16 protein-coding genes and 1 riboswitch are annotated in these 21,529 nt (G+C 45.1%); of the genes, 11 read left to right on the top strand and 5 right to left on the bottom strand.

The genetic code is table 11. The features are described from left to right. Window positions 1-183: 183 nt before the first annotated feature. Window positions 184-936, bottom strand: coding sequence for a YqcI/YcgG family protein (locus FS818_RS08835; RefSeq protein WP_145331468.1), 753 nt, complete (start codon window positions 934-936; stop codon window positions 184-186). Between the two features lie 216 nt (window positions 937-1,152). Continuing rightward, window positions 1,153-1,509 (bottom strand): AMP-dependent synthetase and ligase, encoded by a 357-nt coding sequence (locus FS818_RS08830; protein WP_145331467.1) that lies wholly within the window; start codon window positions 1,507-1,509, stop codon window positions 1,153-1,155. Window positions 1,510-1,646: 137 nt separating this feature from the next. On the opposite strand from FS818_RS08830, the gene FS818_RS08825 reads away from it, so the two are divergent. Both FS818_RS08825 and FS818_RS08820 read left to right on the top strand, forming a co-directional pair. Then, window positions 1,647-3,089 (top strand): amino acid permease, encoded by a 1,443-nt coding sequence (locus tag FS818_RS08825; protein ID WP_145331464.1) that lies wholly within the window; start codon window positions 1,647-1,649, stop codon window positions 3,087-3,089. A 222-nt stretch (window positions 3,090-3,311) separates the two neighbouring features. Continuing rightward, window positions 3,312-4,874, top strand: coding sequence for a glycoside hydrolase family 43 protein (locus FS818_RS08820; protein ID WP_145331462.1), 1,563 nt, complete (start codon window positions 3,312-3,314; stop codon window positions 4,872-4,874). 225 nt (window positions 4,875-5,099) lie between these two features. Here FS818_RS08820 and FS818_RS08815 read toward each other — a convergent pair whose 3' ends face one another. The 3 genes from FS818_RS08815 to FS818_RS08805 form a co-directional block, all read right to left on the bottom strand. Continuing rightward, window positions 5,100-6,602 (bottom strand): amidase, encoded by a 1,503-nt coding sequence (locus FS818_RS08815; protein ID WP_145331460.1) that lies wholly within the window; start codon window positions 6,600-6,602, stop codon window positions 5,100-5,102. 198 nt (window positions 6,603-6,800) lie between these two features. After that, on the bottom strand, window positions 6,801-7,781 hold the full coding sequence (locus FS818_RS08810; protein WP_145331458.1) for a DMT family transporter: 981 nt from the start codon (window positions 7,779-7,781) through the stop codon (window positions 6,801-6,803). Window positions 7,782-7,928: 147 nt separating this feature from the next. Next, a riboswitch (FMN riboswitch) is annotated at window positions 7,929-8,084 on the bottom strand. A gap of 83 nt (window positions 8,085-8,167) precedes the next feature. After that, the gene (locus tag FS818_RS08805; RefSeq protein ID WP_145331456.1) at window positions 8,168-8,671 is read right to left on the bottom strand and encodes a DinB family protein; all 504 of its coding nucleotides are present in this window, start codon (window positions 8,669-8,671) and stop codon (window positions 8,168-8,170) included. 162 nt (window positions 8,672-8,833) lie between these two features. On the opposite strand from FS818_RS08805, the gene FS818_RS08800 reads away from it, so the two are divergent. The 9 genes from FS818_RS08800 to FS818_RS08760 all read left to right on the top strand — a co-directional run bounded on the left by FS818_RS08800 (window position 8,834) and on the right by FS818_RS08760 (window position 21,468). Continuing rightward, a complete protein-coding gene (locus tag FS818_RS08800; RefSeq protein WP_145331454.1) occupies window positions 8,834-9,406 on the top strand; it encodes a CGNR zinc finger domain-containing protein in 573 nt (190 codons plus the stop codon). Between the two features lie 218 nt (window positions 9,407-9,624). Further along, window positions 9,625-10,998 (top strand): amidohydrolase family protein, encoded by a 1,374-nt coding sequence (locus tag FS818_RS08795; protein WP_145331452.1) that lies wholly within the window; start codon window positions 9,625-9,627, stop codon window positions 10,996-10,998. A gap of 322 nt (window positions 10,999-11,320) precedes the next feature. Continuing rightward, complete coding sequence (gene licT / locus FS818_RS08790) at window positions 11,321-12,160, top strand: BglG family transcription antiterminator LicT (protein ID WP_090916598.1); 840 nt, start codon at window positions 11,321-11,323, stop codon at window positions 12,158-12,160. Window positions 12,161-12,306: 146 nt separating this feature from the next. Continuing rightward, window positions 12,307-14,172, top strand: a complete 1,866-nt coding sequence (locus tag FS818_RS08785) for a beta-glucoside-specific PTS transporter subunit IIABC (protein WP_145331450.1) — start codon at window positions 12,307-12,309, stop codon at window positions 14,170-14,172. Between the two features lie 24 nt (window positions 14,173-14,196). Next, window positions 14,197-15,651 carry a glycoside hydrolase family 1 protein gene (locus FS818_RS08780; protein ID WP_145331448.1) on the top strand — a complete coding sequence of 485 codons (1,455 nt, stop codon included), beginning with the start codon at window positions 14,197-14,199 and terminating at the stop codon, window positions 15,649-15,651. 592 nt (window positions 15,652-16,243) lie between these two features. Then, a complete protein-coding gene (locus FS818_RS08775) occupies window positions 16,244-17,653 on the top strand; it encodes a branched-chain amino acid transporter BcaP (RefSeq protein WP_397351729.1) in 1,410 nt (469 codons plus the stop codon). A gap of 274 nt (window positions 17,654-17,927) precedes the next feature. Next, a complete protein-coding gene (locus FS818_RS08770) occupies window positions 17,928-19,016 on the top strand; it encodes a hypothetical protein (protein ID WP_145331446.1) in 1,089 nt (362 codons plus the stop codon). Window positions 19,017-19,132: 116 nt separating this feature from the next. Beyond that, window positions 19,133-20,068, top strand: coding sequence for a tyrosine-type recombinase/integrase (locus FS818_RS08765; protein ID WP_145331444.1), 936 nt, complete (start codon window positions 19,133-19,135; stop codon window positions 20,066-20,068). A 176-nt stretch (window positions 20,069-20,244) separates the two neighbouring features. Continuing rightward, window positions 20,245-21,468, top strand: coding sequence for a chromate transporter (locus tag FS818_RS08760; protein ID WP_145331442.1), 1,224 nt, complete (start codon window positions 20,245-20,247; stop codon window positions 21,466-21,468). The last annotated feature ends 61 nt before the right edge of the window (window positions 21,469-21,529 follow it).

Raw genomic sequence — 21,529 nt, 5'->3', positions numbered from 1 at the left:
CATTTCCTTTCTGAGAAGATGGGTTGATGGAAGAAAAGCAGCTTGTCCACTAAAAAAAGACGTATGCTCTAGTAGTCTATGTAACTCCTCACATGGAAGGTATATAAAAAGAAGTGCTCTCCTAACGACCTCGACTCGTATACAGCTTATTCGAAGGAGAGCTTGTTTAGAATACGGTTGATGTTATTCTTTTGCTTGTGGTTGTTGTAACAAGGAGCGTAGAAAAGGGCATTTGGATGGGGCCGTATCATCATCTCGTAGAAAATACTGTTTATACTCCAGATTTCCTTCTGCCCCGTATTGCTTCAATTCAGGATGTGCGGGAATCGTGTCATAGGCAGCAAGCCTTGCTCGAATTCTCGGCCCGATGGCTGCAGCCCGCTGTGGCTGCTCATTCCATAAATCAAGGACCCAGCGAGGCGTCATAGCTAACATGAGATAAGGAAAATGGCGACTTTGTCTTGAAATGTGAGCTGGTGTACCGCAATAAACGAAATACCGTTCATCGTTATAACAGTACTCCCATAATGGATTCTCGGGGTCTTCCGGGATATCTGCTGGCCATGATTCGGTATCGAGAGCCCGCAATTCACTTAACAGGTTCCAGAATGATTGTTCGTAAGCGAGCACGTCTTTGGGTTCCTTTTCTTTTTCAAAAAAAATGACCAGTGATGAATAATCTCCGAAGGAACGTGAAGAAGCTCCATATTCCGTTACAATTGCTGATAATTGCTCCGCAAAAGAAAGACGTTTGGACTGAAAGACAAATCCATATCGAAGATGACCTAATGCGTATGCCTGGGTTGCAGGAATGCAAGGAAACCTGGCCTCCCGGTCACTCATCTTGGCGGAGAACAAACGATAAGCATCCCTTTGCCACAGATCCAGCGGGAGCTCACCATTTTCCATATCAATAGAAGAAAACAGTAGCGACATCAGTAAGCCTCCTTTTACTTATAGGATATCGCCTGCAAGCAAAATGGTGACTGTCCATTTATGAAAGTAACATCGGGCACACTGTTCAGTGAAATGCGCATCATGATGTAGTTTTGTTCCAAGCAGTAATTTCAGAAGAAAGGAACTAGCTGAAACGCAAACAAGGAGCTCAGTATTGAGCTCCTTGTTATTTTCAATTTCCTGTCAAATCTTAACCTATTGGCGATGTTGGTTGGAGAAATTGCCAAATGACTGACTTTGTCCTTGGATTGTCGTGTTAGGTGTATTGTACGGTTGATCGGTGTAGGATACATGCTGGGAAGAGGTGTTCGCAAGCTGCTGAGCAAGGTTGGAAATCTGTTGCAATTGTTGAATGGCTGTCTGATGTCCTTGCAATGCCGTTTGAATAATGTGCGCCGCTTGCTGCTCGCGCTGGGCCAGTTGTTCCAATTGTTGAGCATTGCTTTGCTCTTGTCTCAGCAATTGTTGATATTGCATGGAAGCTTGTTGTGTTTGTTGCGTCAGTTGTTGAGCGAGTTGCGTAATCTGTTGGGATTGTGAAAATTGGTTCATGATATTGCCTCCTATTTGTTTGAATTTACCTGTGTATTATGCTGAGGGGTTCGAAGAAATATTCAGGGAGATGTTTTGCTTGAATTGGGGAAGGCTACCTGTTGCGAGGATTATCAAGAGTAGAAAGGATTGACGAAATGAGTCAGGCTTCAAGCAAATCATCGGATGAAAAGAAATTGAAATGGTGGCAACTCAGTTTGCTGGGTGTTGCCGGGACCATTGGAACGGGTTATTTTCTCGGTTCAAGTCTAGCGATTACCATCGGGGGACCGGCTGTAGTCATTGTTTACGCACTTGCTGCGTTAGGTACGTACGTTGTTTTCGATGCTCTGGCACGTATGACATCGGATCATCCGGAGCAAGGATCATTTCGTTCTTATGCGAAGAAGGCGTTTGGTGCGTGGGCAGGTTTTGCGAGTGGTTGGGTCTATTGGTTTTCGGAGCTTCTCATTATGGGGAGCCAGTTGACCGCACTTTCTATCTTTTCACGTTTCTGGTTTCCCAGCGTTCCACTCTGGATCTTTGCCGCGGGGTATGGAATCGTTGGTTTATGTATTGTGTTCTTTGGAAACAAGGGATTCGACCGGGTTGAAAATGTACTCGCAGTCATCAAAATAGCGGCTATAATCATGTTTCTTGTTCTGGCGATCGCCTTGCTTGACGGCTGGATTGGGGGGACCAAATATGCACATAAGGTACCGATGGATATGGCTTCCGTTTTCCCGAAAGGGGCAGTCGGATTATGGTCTGCATTCCTGTTTGCGTTTTATGCATATGGAGGTATTGAAGTACTGGGCATTATGTCGTATCGACTGGAAAAACCGGAGGATGCACCCAAAGCGGGCAAAGTCATGCTTATTTCACTGTCTGCAGTGTATGTCGTTTCTATTGGTCTTGCGTTAACGATGGTGCCACTGTCTGCTTTTAATCCGAAGGAGAGTCCGTTTGTACTTGCGCTGAGCAGTGATCACCTTGCTTTTGTACCACATTTGTTCAACGGTGTTCTGATTGTGGCCGGTTTCTCGACGATGACCGCATCGCTCTATGCGGTGACGTCCATGATGATTACGCTGGCACAGGAGGGGGATGCGCCAAAGTTATTCTCAAAGAAATGGAAGAAGAAATACCCCCTATTGGCCTTAAGTCTGATCGGATGTGGTTTAGTCGGTACCATTATTATGTCGCTGTTATTACCTGGAAAAGTCTATGAATATGTAACTACTGCCGCCGGGTTAATGTTGATGTATAACTGGTTGTTTATTTTGCTTTCATCTGGTCGGTTACTGAAATCCCGCACCATAGATGTCATAAAACGCTGGATTGGATTGGTGCTGATCAGCATGGCCATAACAGGAACTCTTTTTCATGGCCTAAGCCGACCTGGTTTTTTTATTAGTTTACTGCTAATTTCTCTGATTGCTCTAAGTGATATCATCGTACAACGTAAGCGCAAAAAAACATCATCCGTTGCCAATACGGAGCAAGGCGAGCAGAAGGATCAAGCTGATGAGAACACTCCGTTAAAGGGAGCCGCCTTTCATATTACTGGTATTCGAAAGCAAAGGAACAAAATCAAGTGAAGAACAGAAACTTCTAAAGCTAAACAGGTGGTTATTTCTGAATCTACGTTGCCTAAGGTTTCATCATAAAACATGATCTCTGAGAATTAGATCGTGTTTTGCTGTCTTATAAATTAATTTTCAAGTAGTATAATGATTACGAGATTCGTAGTAGTGTAATGTCTCAGATCATCAAAAAGTTAGTTTAACTGCATCGCAGAAAAGCTATGGAGGAAAACAATGATGAAAAAAGATTACGTTTTGCTTTCCAATGAAGGGAAATGGGGCGATCAAGGGGACGGTACTTATGTCAATCCGGTCTTGCCTGGAGATTACTGCGATCCCGATGTGATAAGCATTGGGGAAGACTACTATGCGATCTCTTCCACATTACATTGCTCACCAGGTATGGCTGTTCTGCACTCTAAAGATTTGGTCAATTGGAATGTAATTAGTCATGTCGTAGAAGATTTGACAGTTATCGGGCCTGAATATCGGCATGATCGAATGAATCGTTATGCAAGAGGGGTCTGGGCGGGAGCGATCCGGTTTCATGACCAACAATTTTGGGTGTATTTTTTCACACCGGATGAGGGTTTGTTCGTGAGCACAGCTACAGATCCTGCTGGCCCATGGGAGCCTCTTTATCATAGTTGGGGGATTGCTGGCTGGGACGATTGTTGTCCTTTTTGGGATGATGACGGTCAAGGATATCTGGTAGCTACGAATTTTGCCGACAATTATAATATTTATCTGTTCAAACTTAGCGACGATGGAAAACGAATTGTGCCTGATAGTGGTGTCGTGATCCATCAATATAAAGGTAGCGAAGCGAGTAAGCTTTACAAAATCAACGGACTTTATTACATGTTCCACAGTGAAGTTCGACCAAGAAATGGTGAAGAGGTAAGGGTTGTTATGATGCTCCGTTCAGAGCATTTATACGGTCCTTACGAAGAAAAAGAGTTAATTCATACGCACGGCGTGGAAATGGACCGCGAACCGAATCAAGGCGGACTTGTGCAAACACCGTCTGGGGAGTGGTATTTCATTAGTCATCAAGGAGCCGGCGGTTACTTTGAAGGCAGAACTCTTCACCTGCTTCCCGTTACATGGGTCGACGGTTGGCCAATCATTGGTGAGGATACAGACGGTGATGGTGTCGGAGAGATGGTATGGGGAGGAACAAAACCAATTCACGGTTATCCCAAAACGATCTTAACCGTGAATGATGATTTCAATAGTCCGGTACTGCAATCTCATTGGGGATGGAACCACCAACCCAAAGCCGATATGTGGTCTTTAACAGAGAGAGCAGGGAATTTACGTTTGCATGCTTGTGTGCCTTCCGAGAAAAATGATTTCTTTAAAATCTCGAACATTCTTTCCCAACGGGCGTATCGTGTTCCTCATAACGTAGTGACTGCCAAGTATGATCTAAGTGGGATGGTGGATGACCAGGAAGCGGGTCTATGCCATTTTGGACAAACTTATTGTACGATTGGTATTCATCAGCAAGAAGGAATTCGGGTATTGAAATTCAATCATTCAGGTACAATCGTATGGGGGCCATCTATTGATACCACTAATTTATGGTTGAGATCGATTTGGAACTTGCGTGGTGAAAACAGATATGAATATAGCCTGGATGGAGAGAAATTTTTCTCCTTTGGTGAGGTCTATCAACTGGGTTGGGGACCTTACCGGGGAGATCGGGTCGGGGTGTACAATCTGAACCATGAAAGAGAAGAAGGGTATGTGGATGTAGAGCATTTCAATTACGAGTCAGGAGATGAAAAAGTTTGATTTTATAACAATATTAGAATGGCCATGGATTAGATCTTTTATTGGCTAAAAAGTGGAACACCACTACAATATACATCATAATTATTATGTAAACTTAAATACTGATAATAAAAGCGAATACTGATCATTGATCATGTTACGGTTGTCATATTATTCATGAATAGTTGAAAGAAAGCCAGCAGGGACGTACCTGCTAGCTTTTTTTCGATGAAGCTGAGCCTGAACTTATAATGAATTTGGAAACATGGGATTGGCTTCCATGCCAACCCATAACTCGGTTGATTCGAGTTGACCGGCCAGATGCAATAACCAATCTTCACGGCCTTTGGTTGCCATAACCTGAACACCCATGGGTAAACCTTCCGCAGTCAAATGCAGAGGAAGACTAATGGCAGGCTGGCCTGTCAAATTCGCAAGTTGTGTGAACGGGGTGTACGTAAGGCTCGGCTTGAACATCTCATAGATCAGCTCTTGTTGCGCCGTTTTATCCAGATCACTGACGGACATCAGATGTTCAATCTGCTCCGCATCTGGCGTCAGCTCTCCGACCCGTGGTGCGGGAAAAGCATTAACAGGTGTGATGTAAAAATCATACCGTTCAAACAGCGTAGACATCTGCGCAGCCGCTACGTCCCATTCGGCCAAACTGTGCACAAATTCAGCAGCAGATACTTTCTTTCCGGCTTCAGCCAGTACCCAAGACTCAATCTCCATATCATCTGCAGTGAGAGAACGACCCATGCCATGTTCCATGGATGAAATCATGGCGGCCATCTCGCCGCTGTTCATCATGTAGTAGTTTTCCATCAGGCGTACGCCATTGACTGGACTTAACTTTTCTTCAACGTGATGTCCTTGAGATTCCAAGAAACGGACTAGTTTCATCACCGCCTCTTTGGCATCTTCACTGACAGGTGTGCCAACAGGTGAATCCGTTGTATAAGCGATTCGCCATTTGCGTTGGTGCGGATAGTTCATATCAGCAAGGTAACTTCCCGGGAATAAAGGTGCATGGAATGCGGCTTCCGGTTGGATAATCTGGAGCGTATCCAGCAGTGCAGCACTGTCTCTGACGGAACGGGATACTGCAAAGTCTATCGAGGCTCCTTGCCATTGTCTTCCCACACCTGGACCGACGGGAGTGCGTCCGCGTGTAGGTTTCAGTCCAAACAGACCGCTGAAGGAAGCGGGAATTCGAATCGAACCACCGCCATCACTTGCGCCGGCAAGCGGCACGATGCCTGATGCTACAGCGGCAGCGGCACCGCCGCTTGAGCCGCCTGGGGAATGATTCACATTCCACGGATTGCGCGTTGGCCCGTGTAGACGCGGCTCGGTTATATTTTTCAACCCGAATTCCGGAGTATTCGTATGTCCAATCACAATAAAACCTGCTTCGAGCAGACGCGTTACGAAATTGGAGTTGCGAAGAGCACGATGCTTGCTGAACAGATGTGATCCGGAGGTTAGAACCTCACCTTCCAAAGATTGAGAAATATCTTTGAGGAGCAACGGCACTCCAGCAAACGGCTGTTCTCCGGGCCGTATCATGCCGGCTTCTTGACGAGCACGGGTTTCATATGTACGAATAACGGCATTAAGTTGTGGGTTCACTTCTTCGAGACGTGCAAAGGCAGCTTCGAGCAATTCAACCGGGGATACTTCCCGTGAGCGAATCAGTTCGGCGAGTCCTATGGCGTCATAGGAGGTATATGAGAATGAAGACATTAGTAATCGTTCCTCTCTGAAAATAGTTCCTGTTGGATATCGGGATATCTTGTTCCAAGTTCCATAAGCCATCGTACCACCTAGGCAGACAAAAGACAAAATATCAAGCCATCATGACGAAGAAAAATAGTAGAAGAAAAGCACTGCTCACCTCGGAAGGTGAAACAGTGCTTATTAGTTTGAATACATGAAGATGAGTTACTCCGTGCGAAGTTTAGGTGCAGCTTCAGCAATCGGCGTAGAGCGCTCCTGTTGTTTGGAGATTGCAAACAGGGCGATCCAGATCAGGATAAAGCCGAGCAATTGCTCCCAGGTTATCAGCGTACGGAAGGCAATCCAGTTTACAAGCACGCCGGCCATCGGGAAACTGAGTTCGGCGAGGGTTGCAACAGAAGCTTTGGTGGAAGACAACCCTTTGTAATACAAGAGTAGACTTAGCAAGCCTGGTAAAAGCGCCTGCCCAAGAATATTCAGGATAACGGCAGCCTGTGCCCCTGTTCCAGCCGGGAGTGTCCAAGGAGCACCTTCATTCCAGGTCATGAAGATCAGGAGTGGAAGCGCAACGACAAAGCGAAGGGAGGTGACCGTCTCATACCGTGCTTGACCAAGCATTAACCGGCCCATAACGGTAGATCCACCCCACAAAGCTGCGGCACCAAGAGACAGCAGGCTACCTGCATGAATCCAGTTATTCCAGTTGCCGAGCGGCAGTGAGAAGCCAAACGTAAGAAGATACGTCCCTGCCAGCGCAATGATGAATAGTCCGCCGAAGTGACGCGGCAATGTTTCTTTTAATAACAATTTCGCAAGTACAATCGCGAAGAGTGGCTGCATTTTTTGCAACAACAATACCGTATTGGGATCGTTATGGGTAAGGGCTAACGTGAATAAAACCGTCGCCAACGCTGATCCGCCCCAGGAGATGAAGATAACAGCGATCCAGTGACGTGCACGCAGTTTCTTCAGATCATCCCGGAACTTCCATAATACCGGTATCGCGACAAGGCTGACGATGATGTGTTCGATTAGAACAATCTGTGTAGAAGTCATCGTTTTTAGCAAAAGAATTCGGAATAAAGGGTCTACACCCCAGAGGGCTGCGCCTAGCACAACTAGCCAAAATCCGGTGTTGCTTCGTTCCTTGCGATAAATCGTTGATGCTGTTGATGTGTTTTCCATATTCAGGACTCCTTCGTCAGAACACGGAATCTTCAGTTGGCAAAATCGACAAAATCCCCCGTCCTTGGCGTACGCCAAATAAACGGGGGATCATTCAAAGACAAGACGTCAGGGAAAAAAGACTTCCCAAAATACGCTTGCCGTTGTGTTGATCTTCTCTCATCCGGACTGTACCGTCGGCCTTGGAATTTCACCAAGTCAGTCGCTGCCAGATAGTCATCATTGACAGCGAGTCGCGGGCTGGTTCTATAAAAGAAGAACATCACCGCCGGTTGGGAATTGCACCCTACCCCGAAGATCCTATTCAATTAATTAGTGTATTGAACAAGTTGTAACCTTATGAAGTTCATCTTATTCCTGTAAACGCTATCAGTTCAAGTGTTTTTTTAGAAAACAATACTCCAGCATCCCTGTTGTCTTCGAAGCTGCACAATCTGACCTGCATGATAAGCATCATGCAGAACCCAGCGGGCAAGCGTCTGAGCCCAGTTGTCTTCAGAATCCATATAAGTTTCCTCAAGCTTTGAGTCCTGTAAAGTAGCAAGGGTATCGCGCAACTGCTCAGCCAGTTTCCTGGTTTGTTCCATCAGCTTGTTCCAGCCAGCTTCGTTCAAAGGATCGCCGGAAATACCAAACGTAGCTACGTTTGAATCAGCAGCGGGTACAGACGGTGCTTTCCCCTGCAGACGTTCCAAAATCCGTTGGTTGTAATAAAACATATGATTGGTCAGTTGCCATATGCTCAGTCCACCTGAAGGCGGAACCCAGGCAGCCTGTTCGGCGGTCAGCCCCTCCAGAGCCTTGGACAATGGGACGATCCAGTTACATTGATCCCAGGTATCTTCATTCTGAATAACCAATACATCTAATGCTGTGGTGACCGTTCTCATTTTTAAATTTCATTCCTCTCCTGTCAGACTCATCTCGTTCTTGCTTCATCATGCTGGTAACTAGCTAATATGGGTCGAAATGGTTACAATTAATATAACACAATTTTATTGGATGTAACCATCTTTTGATAATTTAGATAGTTACATTAATCGGAGGTTCTCATGGATAGATTATGGACTGATTTTGTAAACAGCGATTATCATGATTGGCGTGGTGGGGAGCGATCAGAAGACAGATTGGGGAACGCAAGCTGGCAGCAAGACTTTTTAAATCGGTGGCAATTAGAAGCGCCAGTACCTGCATCGAATGAAGAGGAATCCGCAATGAGAGTTTTTAGAGATGATTTACAGTCATTAGCTATCCGTTTGTCTAACGGGAAGCTATTTACTGAGAAGGATCAAGCTTGGTTGAATGATTTTATGCTGGCTGGCGAAGTCATTAGACGAATAATTATACATGATCAAGGACTGTGTGTTGCGCTGGTTCCCATTCATAGACATTGGGCTCAGGTGATGGCAGAGGTCGCGGCTGATTTTGCCATGACACTCGTAGAAGGCGAAGGGAAGAGAATTCGATTCTGTGACAATCCGGACTGCCGCTGGATCTTCTATGATGATACTCGGAGCAGAACACAGAAATATTGCGATGATAAGATGTGCGGCAATCTAATGAAGGTGAGGCGTTTTCGAGCGAAACGAAAAATGCACTCTAATGAGGAAAAGAATGAAGTTTAACAATCAAGTTTATCAATTAAGTTTACCAGTTAAGTTCAAACCTTTACAATCCGTGAATCTCCATACAGGTCGAAGGTATCTCTTCCAGAATTTGATAAATTTCAAGACTTGATATATAATGTATATATACTAGCGAAAATATAGTCATAAATTTTATGTAAGAACAAGCAATGCGGATCAGATCATTTTACAAACCATTACGATTGGAGAGATGTCTCATGAGGACAGGTTATCTTTTGAAGAACGGTTGTGTATTATCGATGGATGCTCGTATTGGCCAGTATAAACGGGCAGACGTACTTATTCAGGATTCTTTGATCGTAGCGATTCAACCCAATATCGAGGTGTCCGATACAGATGTTGAGGTCATCGATGCTACAGATATGATTGTTATGCCTGGACTGGTGGATACACACCGGCATATGTGGGAATCGCTTGTCAAAACAGCCGGAACCAACTGGTCGCTCCCCGTCTATCTGCAAAATTTGTACTATGGAGCTATGGGAAGCAAGCTTCGTCCGCAGGACAGCTATATCGCCAATCTGCTCGGATCATTGGAAGCGCTTAATGCGGGCGTCACCACGGTACTGGACTGGAGCATGCCATACTCGGCTGAACATACGGATGAGCTGATTCGAGGACTGCAGGATGCAGGAATTCGTGCTGTTTTTGCCCATGGTGTGCCAGGGGAAACGATGTATTGGAATCGTGAGAGTAGGCTGGCGTATCCAGAGAATGTGAGAGGCGTTAAGGAGCGATATTTCTCTTCAAATGATCAACTACTCACCTATGGACTTGCGATCCGTGGACCAGAATTTAGCCATTGGGATACAACGGTGCAGGATATTCAGCTTGCAGAAGAACTGGACGCCATTTGTTCGATGCATGTCGGTTTCGGCAGCTGGGGATCAGCGGATCGCTCGATTAGCCGAATGTATGAGGCAGGGCTACTTAGTCCACGAATCAATGTTGTTCATGGTAATACGATGGGCATGGATGAATTCAAAATGCTCGCGGACAGCGGAGCCTCGTTGTCGGTCACACCTGAAGTCGAGATGATGATGGGGCATGGTTATCCAGCCACAGGACACTTTCTGGAGCATGGAGGTACGCCAACACTTGGCGTAGATGTCGTGACTTCGACGGGCGGAGATATGTTTTCGCAGATGAAATTCGCGTTGCAAGCTGAGCGTTCAAGAACGAATGAGTACCTTTTGCAACAGGGTGAGATGCCGGGTGAACTCAGTTTGCAGGCAAGTCAGGTTCTGCGATTCGCAACCTCCGCGGGTGCAAGGGCTTTAGGACTGGAGCAAAAAACAGGTTCGCTTACGCCGGGAAAAGAGGCAGATGTAATCATGATTCGCACGACGGATCTGAACCTGTTCCCCGTGCATGATCCGATTGGTGCCGTTGTGCAATTCGCGAATCCGTCCAATGTGGATACGGTTTTCGTTGCGGGGAAACCTGTGAAGCGAGAGGGCAAGCTGTTACAAGTCGATCTGGATGAAATTCGGCGCAAAGCCACGCAGAGTAAGGAATATTTGTTGACGCAATATCGGATGTCAGATGCGAATCGGGTTATTTTTTCATAATAGATATGTCTATAAAAAATAAAGCTAAAGAGCCGTTCACCCAGAATGCGGCTCTTTTCGCGTCTTTCTTCTTTACTCCGTTTTTCGTAAGAGGTTTTCACAGTAAATTGGGGTTGGAGTAAGGTGTGTTGACAAATAGAACGCTTTCTACTAAGATAGCCATATAAGTTAATAATGAATTTAATCAGGATTGTTACTGATCAGCAGGCAAGACCGATTGATAATGCAAACATGCAGAATTGTGTTTTTTCATGTATGCATAATTAATGGTCTTTTTTTGTTGCTAAATTCTGTTAACGTTTCATTTTAAAAGGAGATTCCGATGAAGATCACACGAATTATTAACAATAATGTCGTCTGTGCAGTCAATGAACGGCGCCAGGAGATGATGCTTTTAGGCAGTGGCATTGGTTTTCAGAAGAAAAAGGGAGACGATGTGGACACAGTCAAAATTGAGAAAGAATTTTTTCTGAAATCCAAAAATGTAACAGGTAAATTATATGCCCTGCTGGCACAAATCCCCATGGAATATATTCGTGTGTCCGATAGTATTATTCAGTACGCCAAGCAGTCCTTAAACAAGGAACTCAATGAAAATATATATCTAACGTTAACGGACCACATTAATTTTGCCGTGGCACGCTACAAGCAGGGTATGAATTTCAATAATGCTTTGTTGTCTGAAATTAAAGCGTTTTATTCCAATGAATTTCGCGTGGCTATGAAAGCCCGGGATATGATTAATGAGGAATTTAACATTACACTGCCTGAGGATGAGGCCGGGTTCATCGCGCTTCATATCGTCAATGCAGAACTGGGATCTGAAATGGAAGAAACCATGAAGATTACTCAGTTGATCCATAAAGTCTTGAATATTATTCGATATCAGTTTAATATACATTTTAATGAAAGCTCGCTCCATTATTCCAGACTTGTCACTCATTTGAAGTTTTTCGCCTATCGCTTGTTTAATCATACGGTTGTGAAAAGCGGTGACAGTGACTTTCTCCATATCATTAAAGAAAAGTACGCGAATGAATATCAATGCAGTCTCCGAATTGCACAGCTGATTCGGGTCGATTATGGAAAAGAATTAACGGAAGATGAATTGGTGTATTTAACGGTTCATATCAAAAGGGTCATTGATGAAGAGAAGGAATAATTCATCAGCCACTATAATGAGTATACTAGGATTGTTACTGGTGAGGCAGGCAAGACCTAGAGTTCCATCGTGTATAGAGCTTATCTATATTCGATAGAATTCTAGGTCTTTTTTTATACCTAAAAACGATTGAGGGGGAGCAGTACATGAAACATGAAAGCACAGCCGCCGAGATTTTAAAACTGGTCGGTGGAGAAAAAAACGTAGATAGTGTAACACACTGCGCTACAAGGTTGCGATTTAATCTGAAAGACGAGAAGGTCGCGAACGATGAAGCTTTAAAAAATGTACAAGGTGTTGTGGGTGTTGCCAGCAGTGGCGGGCAGTATCAGGTCATTATCGGTAACGAGGTAAACAATGTGTATAAAGCTTTGACGAAGCTGGGGAACTTTGCAACCAATGACGATGCTCCTACTGTGAAAAAGGGAAAACTGACTACGCTTCTGGACACGATTTCCGGAATCTTTACACCGATCCTGCCAGCCATGATTGGTTGTGCGATGATCAAAGCCGTTCTTCTTATTTTGAAAACATTTGATCTCGTTGATCTGGATGGACAATTTAATACAATTATGACCTTTATCGGTGATGCGGCTTATTACTTCTTGCCGATGCTGCTTGCCTGGAGTGCGGCCGTTAAGCTTAAAGCTAACGTGGGCTTTGCATTAACCATTGCTGGTGTTCTGTTGCATCCTTCATTAGGTGCGTTGATGTCTGCAGGTAAGCCAGTTGCGTTTTTGGGGCTACCTGTCACGCCGGCGACATACACCTCGTCGGTTATTCCGATTATTTTAGCCGTATGGATTTTGTCGTACGTGGAACGCTTTGCCGAGAAATATTCTCCATCGGTTATTAAATCCATTCTTAAACCGTTGATCGTTATTCTTATTATGGCTCCACTAACGCTGATTGTACTAGGTCCAATCGGTGCCATCGCGGGTAACTACCTTGCGTCGGGCGTTTCTTTTGTGAATACACATGCAGGTTGGTTAGTATCTGGTATTATCGGCGGGGCATTCCCGTTCTTGATTATGACAGGTATGCATTATAGTTTGGGACCTGTTGTGCTCACGGCTTATGCACAGACGAAAACCGATAGTATTGTTGGTCCAGGTATGCTTGTACACAATATCTCTCAAGGTGCCGCTGCGCTTGCAGTTGCTTTGAGAACCAAAAATAAAGCATTCAAACAAGTCGCATACTCTACCAGTGTAACTGCGCTGCTCGGAATTACCGAGCCTGCTCTGTTTGGTGTCAATTTACGTTTGAAAAAACCGCTGATTGCTGTAATCGTTGGTGGCGCTGTAGCGGGTATATATGTTGGATTGTTCGGTGTAGCTCGGTCGGCTCTAGGTATTGCAGGTATAGCTACCTTGCCGGCATTTATCACGGATCATCCATGGAATCTGGTTCATGCCGCAATTGGTTGTGTGATTGCTTTTGTAGTGACATTTTTAATGACTCTGATTTTGGGATTTGAAGATGTACCTGAGGATGGAAAGAATCAAGCAACACAAGAGAAAACGTCTACAAACGATCGTACAGCTGTTGCCGGTGTTTCTGAACATATCCTCACTGCTCCGTTAACTGGTAAAGTTCTGGAGTTATCTACGATTAATGACGAAGCTTTTGCAACTGGCGCTATGGGAAAAGGGATCGCTATTGAACCTGCGGTTGGAAAACTTGTAGCACCAGCAGATGGTGTGGTATCCGCGGTTTTCCCTACGTCCCATGCCATCGGTATTAGTTCGAATGATGGAGCGGAGCTTCTCATTCACATCGGGATGAATACGGTGAAGCTGAAAGGTGAGCATTTCAAGGTTCACGTCAAAGAAGGAGATACTGTACAAGCTGGAGATTTGCTCATCGAGTTTGATACGGATGCGATTGCATCGAAAGGCTTTGACCTGACTACACCCATTATCGTTACGAACTCTCATGATTTTGTAGATGTAATCAACACGGACAAGACATCGATTACGATTGGTGAAAAACTGATCAAAATTATTTAAAGGTAATCTTAGGAGGAATGATTTATGAATAACAAAAATGGTTTCCCCGAATCTTTCATGTGGGGCGGTGCAACAGCGGCGAACCAATACGAAGGCGCCTGGAATCTAGACGGTAAAAAAGCGAGTACAGCCGATATGATGACAGGTGGAACCCATGCGGTTCCCCGTCGCATTACGATAACGACTGAAGACGGGGTACATTATCCTTCTCATGAAGCGGTAGATTTTTACCATCATTACAAGGAAGATATCCGTCTGTTTGCGGAGATGGGTTTCCGTTGTTACAGAATGTCCATTGCATGGTCCAGAATTTTTCCAAACGGAGACGATGCAGCGCCGAATGAAGCAGGGCTTCAGTTTTACGACAATGTCTTCAATGAATTGAAAAAGTATAATATCGAACCCATCGTTACAATTTCCCATTATGAGGCGCCGTTTGCTTTAACTAAGAAATTCAATGCTTGGGCTTCCAGAGAAATGATCGATTGTTACGTAAAGTATTGCGACACCATCTTTAATCGTTACAAAGACGTGGTGAAGTACTGGATCACCTTTAACGAGATCAATAGCCTGATTGTTCCGGCAGGTGCCTACTTGGCAGGAGGACTTCTGGTTGATAAAAATGGCGGTGTATTTAACAATACATCCGTAGACAGCACGCAGATGAGATTTCAAGCGTTGCACCATCAATTCGTGGCGAGTGCCAAAGCTGTCAAGCTTGCGCATGAGATCAATCCAGACTTCAAACTCGGCTGTATGATCAATTACAGCCATGGTTACGGAAGTACATGTAAACCGGAAGATATGTTACAAGCGCTAAGAATGGATCAAATCAACAATATGATGAGCAGTGACGTACAAGTTAGAGGCGAATATCCTGACTTTGCCAAGAGATATTTTGCAGAGAAAAATATAAACATTCAAATGGCTGAAGATGATGAAGAAGTTCTTAAACAAGGCTGTGTGGATTTCTATAGCTTTAGTTACTACAAATCTCATGTGGTAGGTACGCGACCAGAGGGCGATGAGACCCAAGGTAACGTTTTTGGTGGCTACAAAAATCCGTATCTGAAAGCGACGGACTGGGGCTGGCAGATTGATCCGGTTGGACTGCGTTACGTGCTGAACCACGTTTATGATCGTTATCGCATCCCGATGATGATTGTAGAGAATGGTCTGGGTGCAGTGGATGTCGTTGAAGAGGATGGCACCATTAACGATACGTACCGGATTGAGTTTTTACGCGCCCACATCGAACAGATGAGAGAAGCTGTCCGTGACGGCGTTAACCTGATCGGTTACACATCTTGGGGTTGTATTGATATTGTGAGTGCTTCCACGGGTGAAATGGCCAAACGCTACGGTTTCATTTATGTAGATAAGGATAACGAGGGCAAAGGCACGCTGAAAAGAAGTAAAAAGAATAGTTTCTACTGGTATAAAAAAGTGATTGAATCCAACGGGGAGGATCTGGGTTAGGATAAAAAGTATCGTAGTGAAATAGCCTTTGGATATGATCATTGGTCACAGACCTGGATATGGTCTATATGAAAATGTGTTGAAAAAAGCCGCTAATTGCTAGCGGCTTTTTTATTACGAACAGTAGGGACGCAATCCGAATTAGATAATAAGAGAAGGAAGCAGCAGGAAGAAAAGAAGGAAGAACGAAAGCTGATCAGACGAAATAGAGGAAGAAATGACAGCGAAAAAAGACGAAAAAGAAGCTCATTCACATAAGTTCATCTAACAACGATAAAAATGAGTTGGAGAACGATAAAAAGCCTTCAAAAAACTGCGCATAATATAAATTATACGCAGTTTTTATTTAAATCCATTTTCATATTGGAGCATAGGCAACAGAACGTGATATTTTTCGTGCATAAAGGTCAAAATAAGCCATCTTCAAAAATAAATTTAATCATTCAACGCGATAACGTGTAGAATTCGATAGGTTTTTATAGGTGATGGATAAGATAGAACAAATGAGTTTTTCGTAGAACAGATGAGAAATTTTATTTCGTCGTAGTTACGCGGCAACACATTCGAGATTCACCATGAAAGGAACATGCGTATGAGCAGAAATGAAAAAATGAGTGTGTTATTTCGCAAAAAACCGATTGCAAGCCAAACGAATGAAAGCGGTGCGTTAAAGAGAGCACTTAGTGCCTTCGACTTAACAACACTTGGCGTAGGAGCTATTATTGGTACAGGCATATTTGTGCTGACAGGTGTGGCAGCTGCCAAGTATGCTGGGCCTGGACTTGTATTGTCCTTTTTACTAGCAGGTATCATCTGCGCATTTGCCGCTCTATGTTACTCCGAATTCGCTTCTACCATCCCGGCATCCGGAAGTGCTTATACGTATAGCTACACCGCATTTGGTGAAGTGATCGCGTGGATTCTGGGCTGGGATCTCATTCTGGAGTATGGCTTTGCGAGTGCGGCGGTAGCCAGCGGTTGGTCGGGGTATTTTCAGACCTTATTAACCGGGTTTGGACTAGAATTGCCTCATGCGTTAACCAGTGCGTTTAATCCGGAAAAAGGGACGTATTTTGACATTACAGCCGCTCTGATTACGTTAATTATTACGTTCCTGTTGACTCGGGGAGTGAAGGAAGCTGCACGAGCGAATGGAGTCATGGTAGGGATAAAAATCATCGTTGTACTGATCTTCATCGGTGTGGGTGTGTTTTACGTGCAGCCAGCGAATTGGCATCCGTTCTTGCCGTTTGGCTTCTCAGGTGTAACGGCGGGTGCAGCAACAGTGTTTTTTGCGTATATCGGATTTGATGCTGTGTCCACTGCAGCGGAAGAGGTGAAACGTCCCCAGCGGGATTTGCCGATTGGTATTATTGCATCCCTCGCCATTTGTACTGTCCTATATATTGTAGTATCTCTGATTCTCACGGGTATTGTGCCGTTCAACATGTTGAATGTTAGTGATCCGGTTGCGTTTGCTTTTGAATTTGTTCAACTAAACGGATTGTCATGGATTGTATCCCTTGGTGCCATTACGGGAATTACAACGGTATTGCTCGTGATGATGTATGGTCAGACCCGTCTGCTCTATTCCATGTCGCGCGATGGATTGTTAGCTCCCGTTTTCTCCAAGGTAAGTGGTAAAAGTCAGACGCCGGCAGTGGGTAGCTGGCTCGCAGGTATCATCGTTGCACTGTTCTCCGGTTTTATCTCTCTTGGCCATCTGGCAGAGCTTACGAACATCGGTACGTTGTTTGCATTTGCTGTAGTGAGTATCGGGATTATCGTATTACGTAAAAATAACCCTGATCTCAAACGGGGTTTCCGTGTTCCGCTGGTGCCGCTGATCCCGATTTTGAGTGCTCTCGGCTGTTTCTACTTGATGTCGCGCCTTGCGGCTCTGACGTGGATTACCTTTTTCGGATGGCTGATTATCGGATTAATTATTTATTTTGCCTATGGTCGCCATCATAGTCATCTGAATCCGATTCGGCGAAAGTGAATTTAAAAATAAGTTTTGAATCTTTCCCTGTTCTCCGTTCGCCAAGCGAAGGAGCAGGGATTTTTTTGTACCGCAATATATGGATGATTGCATAAAACGAGAAGTTTAAAACGATAGATTGAAAGAAGTTTGCTGCGTAAATTTGTCACTCACATGGGTAAAGTTTATAGGAGACATGTTGCATGTATCAGCAGGTCGGGGTTGCGGATGAACCAAATATGAAATATATTTGGGGGTGTGATCTGCAACCAGAACCGAAGAGAGGGGTTAACTTATGAAAGAACCATTACATAACCATTTCAATGAACACTCGTCGCATTTTGGGTTTGCACTTGCGGATTCAACCGTTCTCGCCGAGGCGAAGCTGATCATATCACAAGAGAATGAGACAGATGATATGCAGTTGGACATCGATCCGCAGCGACATCTGGAGGATGGTCGTAAAGTTTCCGTCATCGCGCAGCTATTGCAGACACCTGTGCACCGTGAGGATGCTAATGTTTTGTATGGAGCCGAAATATCCTATGTACAATACGCGGTTCGTCTAACCGAGAACAGCAAGATTTCATTAGCTTCGATTCAAGGCATAAGTTATCCGATTGAAGTTGATCTCGCACCTTATAAAGAGGGTGAATATGAGGTTCGCGTTGCTTTGCACCGAAAAACACCCCGAATCGCAGAAGGTCCGTTAGAACCGGAACAGCTAGCGATGGTGAAATACGCACAAGTGAATACCGTACATATCACACTGTTCCCGGCAGATGCCCCAATACTCGATTTACCATCCGCACCATGGACTCGGAATCATCATGTGTTCGACTCTTATGGCCGAAGGGGATTCATTCTGGCGGATCTGGATCGTCTCGCGAAGAGAGTAGAGGAACTTTTGGGGCCAGGTAATCATAATTTAATTGAACATTTTACGGAAGGTCGCCTGGATGTATTGCTCGCAGAAGGGCTGATGGTCGTTGTGTGGGGCATCACTCCGTGGTGTTACTCTCTGTTTTCCCCACCAAGCGAGCAAGCTTCTTATGTATTGCCATGGGACAAGCTGGGGGATGAACCTGAGCGGCAAGCGATATATCCGATTGATACAAACGTGCAGCAGTTAAGTATCATTCCAGCGAATGAACTTGCTTTTTGGGCTGATTGTATACGAAAAGATTGGCCTGTCATTGATATTTCAGGTGAAGGCGAGACCTTACATCTGGAACTGTATGTTCAAATGGCTGAATCAGTCAATGAGCTTCATGAAAATCCGATCCCATCGTTTGTGCTCACACGTCGTGAGGGCAAACCGGAGATGATTTTGATGATGGCTGATGTCGTGATCGTCGAAGAGGTTGATTTTCCACTAAGTTAAGCATCTGTGTTCTGCAATAGTAAACAGATCCTGAAAATAGAAATACATGCATGCATATCAATTCAGTACATCAGGCCTGTCCGTACAAGAGAAGTCAGTGGAGGTGACAAGAGCAGATGATCAATGAAGAGGTTCAGGAGCAGTATGGGGATGAGTTGCAGGCCTTTCGTATCTGGATGAAGGATGCCGGATACACCGGATATACGGTCAAATCCTACACGGGGGACGTAACGGAATTCCTTACCTCTATCCAGGGAAAGTCACTGGAGCAGGTGAAAAAGCTGCATGTGCTTGCTTTTCTGTCTCGTGCACGGGAGCGTGGCGTGAGTGATGCTACCCGGAACCGTAAACACGCGGCAGTCAACTGCTTCTACAAGTCTCTCATTGAACTCGAAGTGCTGGCGAGCAATCCGGCTTCTGGCATCAAGAAGTCCAAAACCGAGAAAAACCGTGCTCCGGTCTTCCTGGACGAAGGCGGTTTGACACGTTTTTTGGCATCCGTCGAAGGGAAATATCGCACTCGTAATCTGGCGTTGTTCCTGCTTATGGGCTATATGGGACTGCGGGTGGGGGAAGTTCATGCCCTTAATTGTAAAGACTACAACCCCGAGCGACGCACACTCGATGTGTTCGGGAAGGGGCGGAAATGGCGATCGATCCCGGTTCCTGAAACGGTTGCAGAAGTGTTGTCTCGGGCTTTTGAAGAACGGCTAAATCCGTGGCGGGGCGAGAAGGAAGAAGCCCTGTTTGTATCGCAAAAAGGCAAGCGTCTGTCCATTCGTAGCATTCAACTCATCTCAACCGAAACCTTCGAACGTTTCCAGCAGGAAGCTCCTGTTCATCAGCGCCAAAGCTATTCCAGCCATAAGCTGCGTCACTCGTTCGCAACCATGATGTTGCGGCGCGGAGCAGATCTGCGCACGGTACAGGAACTGCTTGGACATGCCTCCATTCAAACGACAACGGTATACACTCATGTTACCAGCCGGGAAAAAGAAGAGGCGATGGCTTTGCTGGATGTCAAACTTCCGGTTAACGAAGTGACGAATTAGTTAAAATGAACAATATGAGTTGAACTTTTCTGGAAAAGCGAAGCCTTCGCCTGAAAACTTTCTGAAAGAAAGCTACATCGTAAGCCTACGCTTATCACCAGATTTTTACCTTTGGTAAAGAGAATCCAAAAAAATCTGGACAACAACACATGACCTGCTAGGAGAGATGGGCGAGCATGAAGACGGGCATTCCTGCTTCGAATGATCAAGATCAGGCTGTTACACGAAAACGATGGCGTGCGCTGTGGGAAGTGCTTATGGTTGCATCCAAGCTGGGACTTACATCCTTTGGAGGTCCGACAGCGCATTTGGGCTATTTTCATAATGAGTATATACGCAAACGAAAATGGATGGACGAGCAGAGATATGCTGATCTTGTGGCCTTGTGTCAATTTCTCCCGGGACCAGCAAGTAGTCAGGTGGGAATTGGTATCGGTGTCATGCGTGCAGGACTGCTTGGTGGATTAATGGCCTGGATCGGATTCACCCTTCCGTCGGTGCTCGTATTGGTGTTATTTGCCTTTATGTTAAAAGGTTACGATGTGGGCCATGCGGGTTGGATTAGCGGTTTGAAAATCGTAGCAGTGGTAATTGTTGCTCATGCCATTCTTGGCATGGCTCAGAAGCTTACCCCGGACAAAGTGAGGATTACCATCGCTGTGTTAGTGGCTACAGCGGCTTTACTATGGACAGTTCCATATAGTCAGGTCATATTGATCCTGTTCTCGGGTTTCATTGGCTGGTGGATGTACCGCGATGTTCCGGTCACTCCAGTTATCAAAATGAATGTCCCCATCCGTCGTAGCTTGGCTGTGCTGTGTTTAATCACTTTTGCAGGTCTGCTGATCCTGTTGCCGATGCTGCGGCAGGCCATAAATATGGAGTGGATCGCTCTTTTCGATTCGATGTACCGAGCAGGTTCCATGGTATTCGGAGGGGGACATGTCGTATTGCCATTGCTTGAGCAGGAACTCGTACCTCACGGTATAGTGAGCAAAGATGACTTTCTAGCTGGATATGGGGCAACACAAGCGGTCCCAGGCCCCTTGTTTACTTTTGCCGCGTATCTTGGGGCCGTTTCAATGGGCGGAGCAGGAGCGTTTATTGCTACAATAGCTATCTTTTTACCTGCATTTTTGCTCATTATCGGTACGTTGCCCTTCTGGAATGTACTTCGCGGTAATCCGCATATGCAAGGAGCGTTAGCTGGAATCAATGCAGGAGTCGTAGGTCTTCTGTTAGCCGCACTCTATCAGCCGTTGTGGACAACGGCTGTGTTGTCACCTGCTGATTTTGCGTTAGTATGTATTTTGTTTGTGCTGCTAAACTTCTGGAAATGTCCACCATGGATCATTGTTCTATTAGGTATCCTTGGAGGTATGATTGTCAATCAAATTTAATTTTTAGTTTCCGCCATTATTGTTATGTAAACAAAGGGATGCTATAAAGTTAAAGATTAAA

Source organism: Paenibacillus xylanexedens (assembly GCF_007680605.1).
Lineage (GTDB): Bacteria > Bacillota > Bacilli > Paenibacillales > Paenibacillaceae > Paenibacillus > Paenibacillus xylanexedens_B.
Note: the sequence above shows the minus strand (reverse complement) of the source record. Positions and strands in the feature narration are given on the sequence as shown.

Bases quoted from the DNA above. Each gene is read 5' to 3' on its own strand.
- FS818_RS08835 (WP_145331468.1), bottom strand. From the start codon at position 936: ATGTCGCTACTGTTTTCTTCTATTGATATGGAAAATGGTGAGCTCCCG.
- FS818_RS08830 (WP_145331467.1), bottom strand. From the start codon at position 1,509: ATGAACCAATTTTCACAATCCCAACAGATTACGCAACTCGCTCAACAA.
- FS818_RS08825 (WP_145331464.1), top strand. From the start codon at position 1,647: ATGAGTCAGGCTTCAAGCAAATCATCGGATGAAAAGAAATTGAAATGG.
- FS818_RS08820 (WP_145331462.1), top strand. From the start codon at position 3,312: ATGAAAAAAGATTACGTTTTGCTTTCCAATGAAGGGAAATGGGGCGAT.
- FS818_RS08815 (WP_145331460.1), bottom strand. From the start codon at position 6,602: ATGTCTTCATTCTCATATACCTCCTATGACGCCATAGGACTCGCCGAA.
- FS818_RS08810 (WP_145331458.1), bottom strand. From the start codon at position 7,781: ATGGAAAACACATCAACAGCATCAACGATTTATCGCAAGGAACGAAGC.
- FS818_RS08805 (WP_145331456.1), bottom strand. From the start codon at position 8,671: ATGAGAACGGTCACCACAGCATTAGATGTATTGGTTATTCAGAATGAA.
- FS818_RS08800 (WP_145331454.1), top strand. From the start codon at position 8,834: ATGGATAGATTATGGACTGATTTTGTAAACAGCGATTATCATGATTGG.
- FS818_RS08795 (WP_145331452.1), top strand. From the start codon at position 9,625: ATGAGGACAGGTTATCTTTTGAAGAACGGTTGTGTATTATCGATGGAT.
- licT (WP_090916598.1), top strand. From the start codon at position 11,321: ATGAAGATCACACGAATTATTAACAATAATGTCGTCTGTGCAGTCAAT.
- FS818_RS08785 (WP_145331450.1), top strand. From the start codon at position 12,307: ATGAAACATGAAAGCACAGCCGCCGAGATTTTAAAACTGGTCGGTGGA.
- FS818_RS08780 (WP_145331448.1), top strand. From the start codon at position 14,197: ATGAATAACAAAAATGGTTTCCCCGAATCTTTCATGTGGGGCGGTGCA.
- FS818_RS08775 (WP_397351729.1), top strand. From the start codon at position 16,244: ATGAGCAGAAATGAAAAAATGAGTGTGTTATTTCGCAAAAAACCGATT.
- FS818_RS08770 (WP_145331446.1), top strand. From the start codon at position 17,928: ATGAAAGAACCATTACATAACCATTTCAATGAACACTCGTCGCATTTT.
- FS818_RS08765 (WP_145331444.1), top strand. From the start codon at position 19,133: ATGATCAATGAAGAGGTTCAGGAGCAGTATGGGGATGAGTTGCAGGCC.
- FS818_RS08760 (WP_145331442.1), top strand. From the start codon at position 20,245: ATGAAGACGGGCATTCCTGCTTCGAATGATCAAGATCAGGCTGTTACA.